Raw genomic sequence first — 13,840 nt, 5'->3', positions numbered from 1 at the left:
CCTCGAGTGGTGGGCAACTTCCCGTCGCCCGTGGCTGCGCGTCCTGCGCCGCCAAAAAAACTGGAACATCAGAAATTCTTTGCCAGCCAGCCGCGCAGCCGCTCCACCAGCCCGCCCACGCTGCCGCCCGAGGCACTGCCCGCGCGCATGCCGCCGGCGCGCGCGCCATGCAGCAGCAGGCCCACGCCGGTGGAATGCAGCGGGTTGGTGACCACTTCGCCCAGGCCGCTCACGTGCTGCGGCACGCCGATGCGCACCATCTTGTGGAAGATCTCCTCGGCCAGCTCCAGCGCGCCTTCCATGCGCGAGGCGCCGCCGGTCAGCACCACGCCGGCCGCCACCAGGCTTTCGTAGCCGGAGCGGCGCAGCTCGTCCTGCACCATCTCGAAGATTTCCTCGTAGCGCGCCTGCACGCTCTGCGCGAGCGACTGGCGGGCCAGCCGGCGCGGCGGGCGGTCGCCCACGCTGGGCACCTGGATGGTTTCCTCGGCGTGCGCCAGCTGCGCCAGCGCGCAGGCGTACTTGATCTTGATCTCCTCGGCATGCGCGGTCGGCGTGTGCACGCCGTAGGCGATGTCGTTGGTGACCTGGTCGCCACCCACCGGCAGCGACTTGGTGTAGCGGATCGAGCCCTGCGTATAGATGGCGATGTCGGTGGTGCCGGCGCCGATGTCGACCAGGCACACGCCCAGCTCGCGCTCGTCGTCGGTCAGCACCGACTTGGCGCTGGCCACCGAGGACGGCACCAGCTCGTCCACGCTCAGGCCGCAGCGCTGGATGCACTTGCTGATGTTCTGCACCGCCGCGGCCGCGCCGGTGACCAGGTGCACGCTCGCCTCCAGGCGCACGCCGCTCATGCCCACCGGCGAGCGGATGCCGTCCTGGCCGTCGATGCGGTACTCCTGCGACTCCTTATAAAGAACCTTGCGGTCGGCCGGGATCGCCACCGCGGTGGCGGCCTCCAGCACCTGCTCCAGGTCGCCGGGGGTCACTTCGCGGTCGCGGATCGCGGCGGTGCCGTGCGAGTTCTTGGTTTCCAGGTGGCTGCCGGAGATCGAGGCGTAGACCGAGCGGATATCGCAGCCGGCCATCAACTCGGCCTCTTCCACCGCGCGCTGGATCGAGTGCACGGTGGATTCGATGTCCACCACCGAGCCGCGCTTGAGTCCGCGCGACACATGCGTGCCGATGCCGATCACTTCGATCGGCTCGCCCGGTTCGTACTCGCCCACGATCGCCACCACCTTGGAGGTGCCGATGTCGAGGCCGACGACCAGTTGCTTGTCGTTGCGGGTTTTCATGTGCGGGGCGTGCCTTTGGTAGTGACGGCTTCCGGTGCTTGCGCTTGCGGCCATCGCACGGCGAATCCGTTGGTATAGCGAAGATCGGCATAGGCGAAACCGTCCGGGCGGTTCGCCATCAATTGGGGGTAGACGTCGAGGAAGCGGCGCAGCCGGCGGCCGGCCTGGTCGCGATCACCGAGCACGATCTGCGCGCCGCTGGAGGTGCTGAGGCTCCAGCTGCCGCGTTCGGTCAGCGACACGCCGCTGATCTTCAGATGCGTGCTGCCGAACGCCTTCTGCGTCTCGGCGTAGAAACTCACCACCTCGGCCAGGCGCGCGTCGGGGCCGCGCAGCTGCGGCAGGCTGTCGAAGCCGTCGGCGCCGGGCGCGTCGAACACCAGGCCCTGGCGGCTGATCAGCTGCTTGTCGTTCCAGCGCGCAAACGGCTGGCGCTCGTAGATGCGCAGGATCAGGGTGTCCGGCCAGCGCTTGCGCGCCTCCACCGATTCCACCCACGGCAGCGCGGCCACGGCCTTCTGCACCGCGTCCAGGTCCAGCGCGAAGAAGCCCTTGCCCAGGCGCGGCAGCACGGTGGCGCGGATGGCGTCCGCGCTCACGTGCTTGAACTCGGCCTGCACCGTCAACTGGGTCACCGGCCAGCGATTGGCCGCAAACCATCCGCGCAGCACGCCGACGATCGGCAGCACCACCAGCGCAATGGCCAGACACCAGGCAACGAGGCGGATAGCTCCCCTCACACGCCCTCCCGGAAGCTCGTTTCCAGCACGCGCCAGCACAGCGTCTCGTAGTCGATGCCGACCACCTTGGCCGCCTTGGGCACCAGCGAGTGCGAGGTCATGCCGGGGGCGGTATTCACCTCCAGCAGCCAGTTGCGGCCGTGGCGGTCGCGCATCACGTCGACCCGGCCCCAGCCGCCGCAGGCCAGCGCGTCGAACGCGCGCAGGGCCAGCGCCTGCATCTCGCGCTCGGCTTCGCCGTCGAGGCCGGGGCAGATGTATTGGGTGTCCTCGGCGATGTACTTGGCGTTGTAGTCGTAGTACTCGCCCTTGGGCACGATCTTGATGGTCGGCAGCACCTCGCGGCCGAGGATGCCGACGGTGAACTCGCCACCTTCGAGCGGGCCGCCTTCGATCAGCGTTTCCATCAGCATGTCGCCGGGATAGCGCTGGGCCAATTCCACCGCGGCATCCAGGTCCTTCTCGTCGAACACGCGGGTGACGCCCACGCTGGAGCCTTCCCAGGCCGGCTTCACGATCAGCGGGAAACCGATCTCGCGCGCCGCGGCGTGCACGTCGGCGCCGCGCGGCAGCGCCTTGAAGCGCGGCGTCGGCAGGCCCAGCGCCTGCCACACCAGCTTGGCGCGGATCTTGTCCAGCGACAGCGCCGAGCCGAGCACGCCGGAACCGGTGAACGGAACGCGCAGCGACTGCAGCGCGCCCTGCAGCTCGCCGTTCTCGCCACCGCCGCCGTGCAGGATGTTGAACACGCGCGCGAAGTGGCCGGCGCGCACCGCATCGAGCAGCGCGGGGATGCCGTCGATCGCTTCGGCGTCGACGCCACGCGCGCGCAGCGCCTTCAGCACGCCGTCGCCGGAATTGAGCGAGACCTCGCGCTCGGCCGAGCTGCCGCCCATCACCACGGCGACGCGGCCGAACTGTGCGGGGTCAGCAATTTTCTTCAGCTCGTCCTTCTTCGGCGCGCTCACTTCTTGCTCCTCAGGTTGCCGGCCGTGGCCAGCTCCACCGCCGCCGCGCCGATATCGCCGGCGCCGAGCAGCAGCAACAGGTCGCCGTCGCGCAGCAGCGCCGGCAGGGCTTCCTTCAATTCGCGCGGATGCTCGACCAGCACCGGATCGACCTTGCCGCGCGCACGCACCGCACGGGCCAGCGCGCGGCCGTCGGCGCCGGCGATCGGCGCCTCGCCAGCCGGGTACACGTCGGTGAGCACCAGCACGTCGACGTCGCTCAGCACATTGGCGAAGTCGTCCAGCAGGTCGCGCGTACGGCTGTAGCGGTGCGGCTGGAAGGCCGCGACCAGGCGGCGCTCCGGCCAGCCGCCGCGCACGGCGTCGAACACCGCGGCCAGTTCGCGCGGATGGTGGCCGTAGTCGTCGACCAGCAGCACCGAGCCCTGATCGAGCGCGATCTCGCCCCGGCGATGGAAGCGCCGGCCCACACCTTCGAACTGCTGCAGCGCGCGCGCGATCGATTCGGCTTCCACGCCGAGCTGCCAGCCGATGGTGGCGGCGGCCAAGGCGTTGAGCACGTTGTGGCGGCCCGGCAGGTTGAGCTGGACGCGCAATGCCTCGTTGCGGCCCGGCAGCCACAGGTCGAAGTGCATCTCGAAGCCGTGCTGGGTCAGGTTGCTGGCGCGCACGTCGGCATCGGCCGAGTCGATGCCGTAAGTCATTACGCGGCGCGTGGTGCGCTTGGCCAGCGCGGCCACTTCCGGATCGTCCACGCACAGCACGGCCAGGCCATAGAACGGCAGGCGGTGCAGGAAATCGTCGAACGCCTTCTTCACCAGGGCGAAGTCGCCCTGGTAGTTCTCCAGGTGATCGGCGTCGATATTGGTGATCGCCGCCACCACCGGCGACAGCATCAGGAACGAGCCGTCCGACTCGTCGGCCTCCGCCACGATGTACTGGCCGGTGCCCAGGCGCGCATTCGCGCCGGCCGCATTGAGCTGGCCGCCGATCACGAAGGTCGGGTCGTAGTTGGCCTCGGCCAGCACGCTGGCGGTGAGGCTGGTGGTGGTGGTCTTGCCATGCGTGCCGGCAATCGCCACGCCGCGGCGGAAGCGCATCAGCTCGCCCAGCATCTCTGCACGCGGCACCAGCGGGATGCGTGCCGCGCGGGCAGCAAGCAATTCCGGATTGTCCTGGCGGATCGCGCTGGAGGTGACCACCACGTCGGCGTCGCCGATGTGCTCGGCGGCATGGCCGACGTGCACCACGATGCCGAGGTCGGCCAGGCGCTGCGCGGTCGGCGAGTTGGCGCGGTCGGAACCGGACACCGCATAACCCAGGTTGTGCAGCACCTCGGCGATGCCGCTCATGCCCACGCCGCCGATGCCGATGAAATGCACGCGGCGGAAGGTGGTCATCAGGTCTTCGTGGGCCAGCAGGCGGCGCGGCGTCATGCGCGCACCTCCAGGCAGGCGCGCGCGATCGCCGCCGCGGCGTCGGGCTTGGCCAGGGAACGTGCGGCGTCGGCCATGGCCAGCGTGCGCGTGCGATCGTTCAACAGCGCATCCAGGCGCTGGGCAAACTGCTGTACGTCCAAATCTCGTTCCTGTACGACGTCGGCCGCACCGGCGGCCACCAGGGCCTCGGCGTTGCGGGTCTGGTGGTCATCCACCGCATGAGGGAAAGGCACGAGCACCGCGCCGAGGCCGGCGGCGGTGAGTTCGGCCACGGTCAGGGCGCCGGCGCGGCACACGGCCAGGTCGGCCCAGGCGTAGGCGCCGGCCATGTCTTCGATGAAGGGCACGATCTGCGCGTCGACGCCGGCCTTGGCGTAGGCCTCGCGCGCTTCGTCGGCACCGCGGTTGCCGCACTGGTGCAGCACGTCCGGGCGCTGTTCGAGCGTCAGCTGCGCCAGCGCCTGCGGCAGCGCGAGGTTCAAGGCGCGCGCACCCAGGCTGCCGCCGAGCACCAGCAGGCGTGACTTGCCGGTGCGTCCGGCCATGCGCACGGCGGGTGCCGGCAGCGCGGCGATGGTGGAGCGCACCGGATTGCCCACCCACTCGGCGCCCGGCAGCGTGTCGTTGAAACCCACCAGCACGCGCACCGCATGCGCTGCGAGCTTCCGGTTGGTGAAGCCGGCCACGCCGTTCTGTTCGTGCACCAGCAGCGGCTTGCGCAGCAGCCACGCCGCGATGCCGCCGGGGCCGGCCACGTAGCCGCCCATCGACAGCACGCTGCGCGGCCGCACCGAACCGACTACGCGCAACGAGGCGAGCAGCGCGCGCGCCAGCATCAGCGGCGCCAGCACGCGGGTCTTGAAACCCTTGCCGCGCAGCCCGCCGACCGGCACCGTGCGCAGCGGCACGCCGTGCGCCGGCACCACCTTGGTTTCCATGCCGCCGTCCGCGCCCAGCCACACCACCGGCACGCCCTGCGCGCGCAGCGTCTCGGCCACGGCCAGGCCGGGGAAGATGTGGCCGCCGGTGCCGCCGGCCATGATCAGCACGGGTGCGTTGGCTGCGCTCATGCGTTCACCGCCTCGCGCGCCGTGGCCGTATTCGCGTCGGCCACTGCGGTGGCCGGCATGCGCGTGGCCATCTGGCGCGCGTCGATCGCGCGGTTGATCTCATAGGTCGCACGCAGCAGCACGCCGGCCATGGCGCAGGTCAGCACCATCGACGAACCGCCGTAGCTGATCAGCGGCAGGGTCAGGCCCTTGGTCGGCAGCGCGCCGAGGTTCACCCCGATCGACACCATGGTCTGCAGGCCGATCATCAGCGAGATGCCGAATGCCACGTAGCCGGCGAAACGCTGGCCCAGCTCCACGCCCTTCAGGCCCAGGTACAGCCCGCGGCCGACGGTGAGCGCGAACAGGCTCATCACGGTCAGGATGCCGGCCAGGCCCAGTTCCTCGGAGATCACCGCGAAGATGAAGTCGGTATGCGCTTCCGGCAGGTAGGAGAGTTTCAGCACGCTCGAACCCAGGCCCACGCCGGTCCATTCGCCGCGGCCGATCGCCATCAGCGACTGGGTCAGCTGGAAGCCGTCGTTGAACGGATCCTTCCACGGGTCCATGAACGAGGTGAGGCGCTTCATGCGATAGCTTTCGCTGGTCGCCGCGATCGCCAGCAGCGGCATCAGCGGCAGGCCCATGCCGAACAGGAAGATCGGCCGCGCGCCACCCAGCCACACCATCGCGATGGTCACCGCGATCACCAGGGTGGCCGAGCCGAAGTCCGGCTGCGCCAGCAGCAGCAGCACCATCACGCCCGCCACCACGATCGGCTTGAGCAGGCCGAGGAAGCGCGTTTCCACGCTCTCGCGATGGCGCACCAGATAACTGGCGACGTACACCACCAGGATCAGCTTCACCGCCTCCACCGGCTGGAAGCTGGTGACGATCAGGTTGAGCCAGCGCCGCGCGCCGTTGAGGCGCATGCCGAGGAACGGCAGGAACACCGCCAGCAGCAGGATGAAGGCCAGCAGCAGCAACAGGAAGCCGTTCTTCTCCAGCACCTTCAGCTCGGTGCGCATGGCCACGCCGGCCAGCACCATGCCCAGGCCCAGGAACATCAGATGCTTCTTGAGGAAATAAAACGCGCCCAGGTGCTGGCTGTCGGCCACCGCGATCGAGCTGGAGGTGATCATCACCAGCCCGACGCAGGCCAGGCCGACGAGCGCGATCAGCAGCGGCAGATCGAAGCTGCCCTGCGGACCTTGCCGGCGTTTGGCCTGGGTGGCGTCGAATAGCATCAGCGCACCTTCAACGTGGCGAGGCCGATCAGCACCAGCACGACGCTGATGATCCAGAAGCGCACGATCACCCGCGGCTCGGGCCAGCCTTTCAGTTCGAAGTGATGATGGATCGGCGCCATGCGAAAAATGCGCTTGCCGGTGAGCTTGAAGCTCGCCACCTGCAGCATCACCGACACGGTCTCCATCACGAACACGCCGCCCATGATCAGCAGCACGATTTCCTGGCGCACGATCACCGCGATCGCGGCCAGCGCCGCGCCGATCGCCAGCGCGCCGACGTCACCCATGAACACCTGGGCGGGATAGGTGTTGAACCACAGGAAGCCCAGGCCCGCACCGGACAGCGCGCCGCAGATGATCGCCAGCTCGCCGGCGCCGGGAATCGAGGGTATCCCCAGGTACTCGGAGAACAGGCGATTGCCGGCCAGGTAGGCGAACACGCCTAGCGCGCCGGACACCAGCACGGTGGGCATGATCGCCAGGCCATCCAATCCGTCGGTGAGGTTCACCGCATTGGAGAAGCCCACGATCATGAAATAGGTCAGCACCACGAAGAACAGGCCCAGCGGCACCGCCACCTGCTTGAACAGCGGCACGAACAGCGCGGTCTCGGCCACTTCCTTCATGCATGCCGGCGCGGCGTTGGCCGGCGGCTCGAGGGTGAGGCGGCTGTCCAGCGCGGTGGCGGTGGTCTCCACGTGCTGCACCACCGCCGGCACCGCCGGGCGCACGCACGGCGGCGGCGTGGTCGGCGCGGTGAAGTACAGGAACAGCGCGGCGATCAGGCCGAACACCGATTGCCAGAAATACTTCCAGCGCGAGGCCAAGCCGCGGCTGTCCTTCAGCACCAGCTTCTTGTAGTCGTCGTAGAAGCCGATCACGCCGAAGCTGATCAGCACCGCCAGCACCACCCATACATAGCGGTTATGCAGGTCGGCCCACAGCAAGGTGGCGATGGCCACCGCCAGCAGGATCATCACGCCGCCCATGGTCGGCGTGCCGGCCTTGGCCAGATGGGTCTGCGGACCGTCCTTGCGCACCACCTGCCCCGCCTTCAGCGCGGCCAGCTTGCGGATCAGCGCGGGGCCGAACAGCAGCGACATCGCCAGCGCGGTGAGCGAGGCCATGATGGTGCGGAAGGTGATGTACTGGAACAGATGCAGCGCCGTGAAGTGGCGGGCCATCCAGTCTGCGAGTTCAAGCAGCATCGGATGCGCCCTCCTTCGATCGATCGTTGCGAAGCGCGGCCACCACCTGTTCCATGCCCGCCGAACGCGAGCCCTTGACCAGACAGGTGACACCGCCGTGTAGGTGTTGCTTGAGCGAGGCGATCAGCGCGGCCTGGTCCGCATGGTGTTCGCCGTTGGCGCCGAACGCGGCCACGGTGGCGGCGCCGAGCGGGCCGACCGCGAACAGCCGCTGGATGCCGCGCTCGCGAGCGCGGGTGCCGATGCCTGCGTGCAGGGCTTTCGCTTCCGGGCCGAGTTCGGCCATGTCGCCGAGCACCAGCCAGCGCTCGCCGTCGGCGAGGGCCAGCGTGTCGATCGCAGCGCCCACCGAACCCGGGTTGGCGTTGTAGCTGTCGTCGATCAGGGTCCAGCCGCCCGGCATGCGCTCGAGCTTCAGGCGGCCGGCCACGCCGGGCACCTGCTCCAGCCCTGCCACGATGGTGGCCAGCGGCACCTCCAGCGCCAGCGCCAGCGATGCCGCGGCCAGTGCATTGGCGATGTTGTGGCGGCCGGCCAGCGGCAGCTTCACTTCGGCATCGCCAACCGGCGTGGCAAGCACGAAGCGCGAACCGTCCACGCGCTGTTCGATGACTTGTGCGAGCACGTCCGCCGGATGATCCAGCCCGAAACGCAGCTGGCGGCGACCCATTGCCAGCCCTTCGAAGAACTTGGCGAAGGCATCGTCGGCATTGATCACCGCCACGCCATCCGCCGGCAGCGCCTGGTATAGCGCGCCCTTGGTCTCGGCCACGCCTTCGACGCTGCCCATGCGTTCCAGATGCGCCGGCGCCACCGTGTTGACCAGGCCGATATCCGGCCGCGCGATCGCCGCCAGATAGGCAATGTCGCCCGGCTTGCCGGCGCCCATTTCCAGCACGGCGTACTCGGTGTCCTGCGGCATCGCCAGCAGGGTCAGCGGCAGGCCCAGCTCGTTGTTGTAGTTGCCGGCGTTGACATGAGTGCGGCCATGGCGCGACAGGATCGAGGCGGTCAGCGTCTTCACCGTGGTCTTGCCGTTGGAACCGGTGATGCCGACCACGCGCACATTGCTCTGCGCGCGCACCGCGCTGGCCAGGTCGCCCAGCGCCAGCTGCGTGTCGTTCACCACGACCTGCGCGATCGGCGCATCGACGCGGCGCTCGACCAGCGCCGCGATCGCACCGGCGGCAGCGGCCTGCGCCAGGAAGTCGTGGCCGTCCACGCGCTCGCCCTTGACTGCGACGAACAGGTCGCCCGCGCGCAGCTTGCGGGTATCGATGCCCACGCCCAGGACTTCCACGTCGGCACCGTGCAGGTGCCCGCGGGTCCACAGGGCGATGGCGGACAAACGCATCATGCGTGCAACTCCAATGCAGCACGAGCGACTGCAAGATCGTCGAACGGGCGCTTGCCGTGCGCGCCTTCCTGATAGGTTTCGTGGCCCTTGCCGGCGATCAGCACCACGTCGCCGGTCCTGGCCTGCTGCAAGGCCTCGGTGATGGCCAGCGCGCGGTTGCGTTGCACCTGCGCTTCGGCCGGGCGCAGCAGACCCGCCACGATCTGCGCCACGATGGCGTCGCCGTCTTCGCCGCGCGGGTTGTCGTCGGTGATGATCGCTACGTCAGCGAGGCGCTCAGCGATCGCGCCCATCAACGGGCGCTTGCCGGCGTCGCGCTCGCCGCCGCAGCCGAACACGCAGATCAGCCGGCCTTCGCAATGCGCGCGCACGGCGTGCAGCGATTGCTCCAATGCGTCGGGCGTGTGCGCATAGTCGACCACCACCAGCGGCAGGCCGTGGTGGCCACCGAGGCGGCTCATGCGGCCGTTGACCGGATGCAATGCGGACACCGCCTCGACGATGTGCTCGAACGACTCGCCCAGCGCGCCCAGCACCGCCACCACGGCGAGCAGGTTGTCGACGTTGAAGCGGCCGATCAGATGCGTCTGCAGCGGGCGCGAGCCCCACGGCGTATGCAGGTCGAAGCGCAGGCCTTCGGCCGAGGTGAGGATATTGCTCGCGCGCACGTCGGAGGCCAGGTCGCCCGCCGCGCTCACGCGCAGCTTGCGCACCGGCGCGGGCGTGCGGCCCAACAGTTCGCGGCCGAACGCGTCGTCGACGTTGATCACCGCGTGGGTCAGCGTCGGCCAGGCGAACAGCTTGGCCTTGGCGGCGCCGTAGGCCTGCATGCTGCCGTGGTAATCGAGATGGTCGCGGGTGAGGTTGGTGAACACCGCGGTGCCGAACGTCACCGCGCCGACGCGCCCCTGCTCCAGCGCATGCGAGGACACTTCCATCGCCACGTGCGTCGCGCCTTCGGCGCGGAACGAGGCCAGCAGCGCCTGCACGTGGATGGCGTCGGGCGTGGTGCGCTCGCCCTCCTCGACCTGGCCGTGCAGGCCGGCGCCGAGCGTGCCGATGCTGGCCGGGCGATGGCCCAGGTGATGCAGCGCCTGCGCGATCAATTGCACGGTGGAGGTCTTGCCGTTGGTGCCGGTGACGCCGACCACGTGCAGCGCTTCCGACGGGCGACCGTAGAAGCGCGCGGCGATTTCGCCCACCTGCGCATGCAGGCGCTCGATCCAGATCACCGGCACGCCCAGCGAAGGCGCCGCCGTCATCGGCGCTTCGGCCAGCACCACGCGCGCGCCTTGCGCGACGGCGCCGGCGGCGAATTCGATGCCGTGGCCGCGGGTGCCGCGCAGCGCGAAAAAGGCCTCGCCCGCGCGCACGCGGCGCGAGTCGAGCGCCAGCCCCGAAACGACGATATCGCCGGCACCCTGCGTGTCGGCGATACCGTGCAACAGTTGATCGAGGCGCCGGCTCATGGGGTCGCTTCCTCGACCGGCGCGTCGTCGACCACCGGCGCATCCGGCGGCTTGCTGCCGACCAGTCCGTTATTGCCTTGCAGCGGACCGCCGACGTACCAGCGCCCGATATTGTCCGGCGGTACGTCCAGCAGGCGCAGCGCGCCGTCCATCACCTTGGCGAACACCGGCGCGGAGACCAGGCCGCCGTAGTAGCTGCCCTTCTTCGGATCGTCGATCACCACCACCGCGGCCAGGCGCGGGTTGGTCGCCGGGACGATGCCGGCGAAGGCGGCGCTGTAGTTGTTCTTGGAGTAGCCGCCGGCCTGCGCCTTGTGCGCGGTGCCGGTCTTGCCCGCCACCGCGTAGTTGGCGATCCACGCATACGGCGCGGCGGTGCCGCCCGGCTGGGTGGTGGACTCCAGCATGGTCACCAGCTTGTGCGCGATTTCCGGCGCGATGATCTGCTTGGTCTCGCCGGCGGTGCCCTTCACGAACGAGGGCTCGTGCATCAACCCACCGTCGCCGATGGTGGCGTAGACATTGGCCAGCTGCAGCGCGGTGACGTTCAGGCCATAACCGTAGGCCATGATCGCTTTTTCCAGCGGACGCCAGTCGCGGCCCACCTTCAGATAACCGGAAGCCTCGCCAGGGAAGCCGCTGTTGGTGCTGCTGCCGAGGCCGAAGGCGCGGTAGGTGTCGTAGAGCAGGCCGGTATCCAGCGTCATCGCGATCTTGGCCGCGCCGATGTTGCTGGATTTCTGGATCACGCCGGTGGGCGACAACATGCCGTAGGCATGCGTGTCGCGGATGTCATGGGTCATGTAATAGAAATGACCGTTGCCGGTGTCGACCAGCGGGCCGTTCGGCGTGTATTTGCCGCTGGACAGTGCCGCGGCCATGACCACCGGCTTGATGGTGGAACCAGGTTCCACCACGTCGGTCATCGAACGGTTGCGCCGCTGCGACGGCGTGCTGCTACGCAGGGCGTTGGGGTTGTAGGTCGGCAGGTTGACCATCGCCAGCACCTCCCCGGTGGGGATGTCGATGATCACCATCGAGCCGGAATCGGCCTGCGACTGCTCCAGCGTGGTCTTCAGCTCGTTGTAGGCGAGGAACTGGATGCGGCGGTCGATGCTCAGCGTGAGGTTGCGGCCCGGCTGCGGCGCGCGCACCTGTTCCACGTCCTCCACGATGTGGCCCATGCGGTCGCGGATCACGCGCTTGGCGCCCGGCTTGCCGGCCAGCCAGTCGTCGAAGGCCAGCTCCAGGCCTTCCTGGCCGTGGTCGTCGATATTGGTGAAGCCCAGGATGTGCGAGGTGACCTCGCCCGAGGGGTAGTAGCGGCGGTACTCGCGCTGGCCGTTGACGCCGGGAATCCCTAAGTCCAGCACGGCCTGCGCCGCGTCCGGGCGCATCTGGCGGCGCAGGTAGACGAACTCGCGCTCGGAGCGCTGCATCAGGTACTGCTTGAGCTCACCCACGTCCATGCCGATCGCCTTGGCCAGCTGCGGCAGGCGGTCTTCGCTTTCCAGCACTTCGGACGGGTTGGCCCAGATCGACATCACCGGCGTCGACACCGCCAGCGGCTCGCCGTTGCGGTCGAACACGGTGCCGCGCGACACCGCGATCGGCACCTCGCGCAGGAAGCGTGCGTCGCCCTGGCTCTGGTAGAACTCCTTGCGCACCACCTGCAGGTCGAACGCGCGCGCGACCAGGCCGAGCGAGGCCAGCGACAGCACCGCCACCACTACGATCATGCGGCGGCGGGGACTGGGACCATGTTGGCGGCGGCGGGCGGTGGGCTGGGTCGGGAAGCGGGGGCGCATGTTCATCGGCGCACCAGCTGGATGTCCTGCGGCTTGGGATTGAGCATGCCGAGCTTCTGGCGCGCCTCGCTGTCCACCCGGCGCGGCTCGGCCCAGGTGGCCTGCTCCAGTTCCAGCTTGCCGTATTCGATATTGAGGTCGTCGCGCTGGTTCTGCAGGCGGCTGAGCTCGACGAACAGCGTGCGGCTCTCGTGGCGCGTCCACACCACGCCCACCGCGCTGGCCAGCGTGGCGCCGAGCAGGAGCAGCAGGAAGATGGTGCCGAGGATCTTCAACCGAGTTTCTCCGCCACGCGCAGCACCGCCGAGCGGGAGCGCGGATTGGCGGCCAGCTCGGCCTCGGACGGGAACTGCGCCTTGCCCACGGCGGCCAGCCGCGCGGGCGCGGCGGCGATGGGCGGACCGCGGCGGCTGCCCTGCACGCGGCCGGAGTGGTCGCGGATGAACAGTTTGACGGCGCGGTCTTCCAGCGAGTGGAAGCTGATGATGGACAGGCGGCCGCCCACGTTCAGGCGCTCCAGCGCCGCTTCCAGCCCGTGCTTGAGCGAATCCAGCTCGCCGTTCACCCGGATGCGCAGCGCCTGGAAGCTGCGCGTGGCCGGATGCTTGCCTGGCTCGCGGCGGCCGATCACGCGCTCGATCAACCCAGCCAGTTCGCTGGTGCGGGCCAGCGGGTGCTCGGCGCGGTCCTGCACGATGGCGCGGGCGATCTTGCGGCTGAAGCGCTCCTCGCCGTAGACCCACAGCACGTCGGCGATCTCGCGCTCGTCGGCGCGGGCCAGGAAATCGGCGGCGCTTTCGCCCTGGGTGGGGTCCATGCGCATGTCCAGCGGCGCGTCGGCCATGAAGCTGAAACCGCGGGCGGCTTCGTCCAGCTGCGGCGAGGACACGCCCAGGTCCAGCAGCACGCCGTCGAGGCCGGCGGCGGTTTGGTCCCATTCGGCCAGGCTGGAGAAATTGGCGTGGCGGATCGACACGCGCGGGTCGCCGGCGAATTCGGCCTGGGCGGTGGCGATCGCGGTCGGATCGCGGTCCATCAGCAGCAGGCGGCCGTCGGGACCCAGGCGCGACAGCACGGCGCGGGCGTGACCGCCGCGTCCGAACGTGCCATCCAGATAACGCCCGCCAGCCTGCACGGCGAGACCCTCCACTGCTTCACCCAGCATCACCGGGATGTGCCGCAATACTTGCTCGGCCATGCCGCACTCCCGCTCCCGTCCCAAGTACTGCGCTACGCCGCCACTCAAGGCCG

The 13,840-nt window shown here is 69.3% G+C and carries 12 protein-coding genes; all 12 read right to left on the bottom strand.

What is annotated here, in order from left to right; translation table 11 throughout:
- Positions 1-68: 68 nt before the first annotated feature.
- Genes ftsA through rsmH form a run of 12 tightly spaced genes read right to left on the bottom strand, consistent with a single transcriptional unit; the run spans position 69 to position 13,787 of the window.
- A complete protein-coding gene (ftsA, locus tag AB4083_RS07520) occupies positions 69-1,301 on the bottom strand; it encodes a cell division protein FtsA (protein ID WP_441607148.1) in 1,233 nt (410 codons plus the stop codon).
- Positions 1,298-2,041: a cell division protein FtsQ/DivIB gene (locus AB4083_RS07515; RefSeq protein WP_441607147.1), complete on the bottom strand. Its 744-nt coding sequence runs from the start codon at positions 2,039-2,041 to the stop codon at positions 1,298-1,300. Before AB4083_RS07515 ends, ftsA begins: the two co-directional genes overlap by 4 nt.
- Complete coding sequence (locus tag AB4083_RS07510; protein WP_441607146.1) at positions 2,038-3,009, bottom strand: D-alanine--D-alanine ligase; 972 nt, start codon at positions 3,007-3,009, stop codon at positions 2,038-2,040. Before AB4083_RS07510 ends, AB4083_RS07515 begins: the two co-directional genes overlap by 4 nt.
- On the bottom strand, positions 3,006-4,445 hold the full coding sequence (murC, locus tag AB4083_RS07505; RefSeq protein ID WP_441607145.1) for a UDP-N-acetylmuramate--L-alanine ligase: 1,440 nt from the start codon (positions 4,443-4,445) through the stop codon (positions 3,006-3,008). The genes AB4083_RS07510 and murC overlap by 4 nt, the downstream gene beginning before the upstream one ends.
- Positions 4,442-5,518: an undecaprenyldiphospho-muramoylpentapeptide beta-N-acetylglucosaminyltransferase gene (gene murG / locus AB4083_RS07500; RefSeq protein WP_441607144.1), complete on the bottom strand. Its 1,077-nt coding sequence runs from the start codon at positions 5,516-5,518 to the stop codon at positions 4,442-4,444. Before murG ends, murC begins: the two co-directional genes overlap by 4 nt.
- Entirely contained in the window at positions 5,515-6,744 is a 1,230-nt protein-coding gene (gene ftsW / locus AB4083_RS07495; protein ID WP_441607143.1) for a putative lipid II flippase FtsW, read from the bottom strand. Before ftsW ends, murG begins: the two co-directional genes overlap by 4 nt.
- A complete protein-coding gene (gene mraY, locus AB4083_RS07490; protein ID WP_441607142.1) occupies positions 6,744-7,955 on the bottom strand; it encodes a phospho-N-acetylmuramoyl-pentapeptide-transferase in 1,212 nt (403 codons plus the stop codon). Before mraY ends, ftsW begins: the two co-directional genes overlap by 1 nt.
- Positions 7,945-9,312: a UDP-N-acetylmuramoyl-tripeptide--D-alanyl-D-alanine ligase gene (locus AB4083_RS07485; protein WP_441607140.1), complete on the bottom strand. Its 1,368-nt coding sequence runs from the start codon at positions 9,310-9,312 to the stop codon at positions 7,945-7,947. The genes mraY and AB4083_RS07485 overlap by 11 nt, the downstream gene beginning before the upstream one ends.
- Positions 9,309-10,781, bottom strand: coding sequence for a UDP-N-acetylmuramoyl-L-alanyl-D-glutamate--2,6-diaminopimelate ligase (locus AB4083_RS07480; RefSeq protein ID WP_441607139.1), 1,473 nt, complete (start codon positions 10,779-10,781; stop codon positions 9,309-9,311). The genes AB4083_RS07485 and AB4083_RS07480 overlap by 4 nt, the downstream gene beginning before the upstream one ends.
- The gene (locus AB4083_RS07475) at positions 10,778-12,595 is read right to left on the bottom strand and encodes a peptidoglycan D,D-transpeptidase FtsI family protein (RefSeq protein WP_441607138.1); all 1,818 of its coding nucleotides are present in this window, start codon (positions 12,593-12,595) and stop codon (positions 10,778-10,780) included. The genes AB4083_RS07480 and AB4083_RS07475 overlap by 4 nt, the downstream gene beginning before the upstream one ends.
- Positions 12,592-12,864 carry a cell division protein FtsL gene (ftsL, locus tag AB4083_RS07470; RefSeq protein ID WP_441607137.1) on the bottom strand — a complete coding sequence of 91 codons (273 nt, stop codon included), beginning with the start codon at positions 12,862-12,864 and terminating at the stop codon, positions 12,592-12,594. The genes AB4083_RS07475 and ftsL overlap by 4 nt, the downstream gene beginning before the upstream one ends.
- Entirely contained in the window at positions 12,861-13,787 is a 927-nt protein-coding gene (gene rsmH, locus AB4083_RS07465; RefSeq protein WP_441607136.1) for a 16S rRNA (cytosine(1402)-N(4))-methyltransferase RsmH, read from the bottom strand. The genes ftsL and rsmH overlap by 4 nt, the downstream gene beginning before the upstream one ends.
- Positions 13,788-13,840: the final 53 nt, after the last annotated feature.

Origin of the sequence: Dyella sp. 2RAB6 (genome assembly GCF_052115385.1) — a bacterium.
In the GTDB taxonomy this organism is placed as follows: Bacteria; Pseudomonadota; Gammaproteobacteria; order Xanthomonadales; family Rhodanobacteraceae; genus Dyella_D.
The sequence above is the reverse complement of the archived record's forward strand: the minus strand, read 5'-3'. Positions and strand labels throughout refer to the sequence as shown.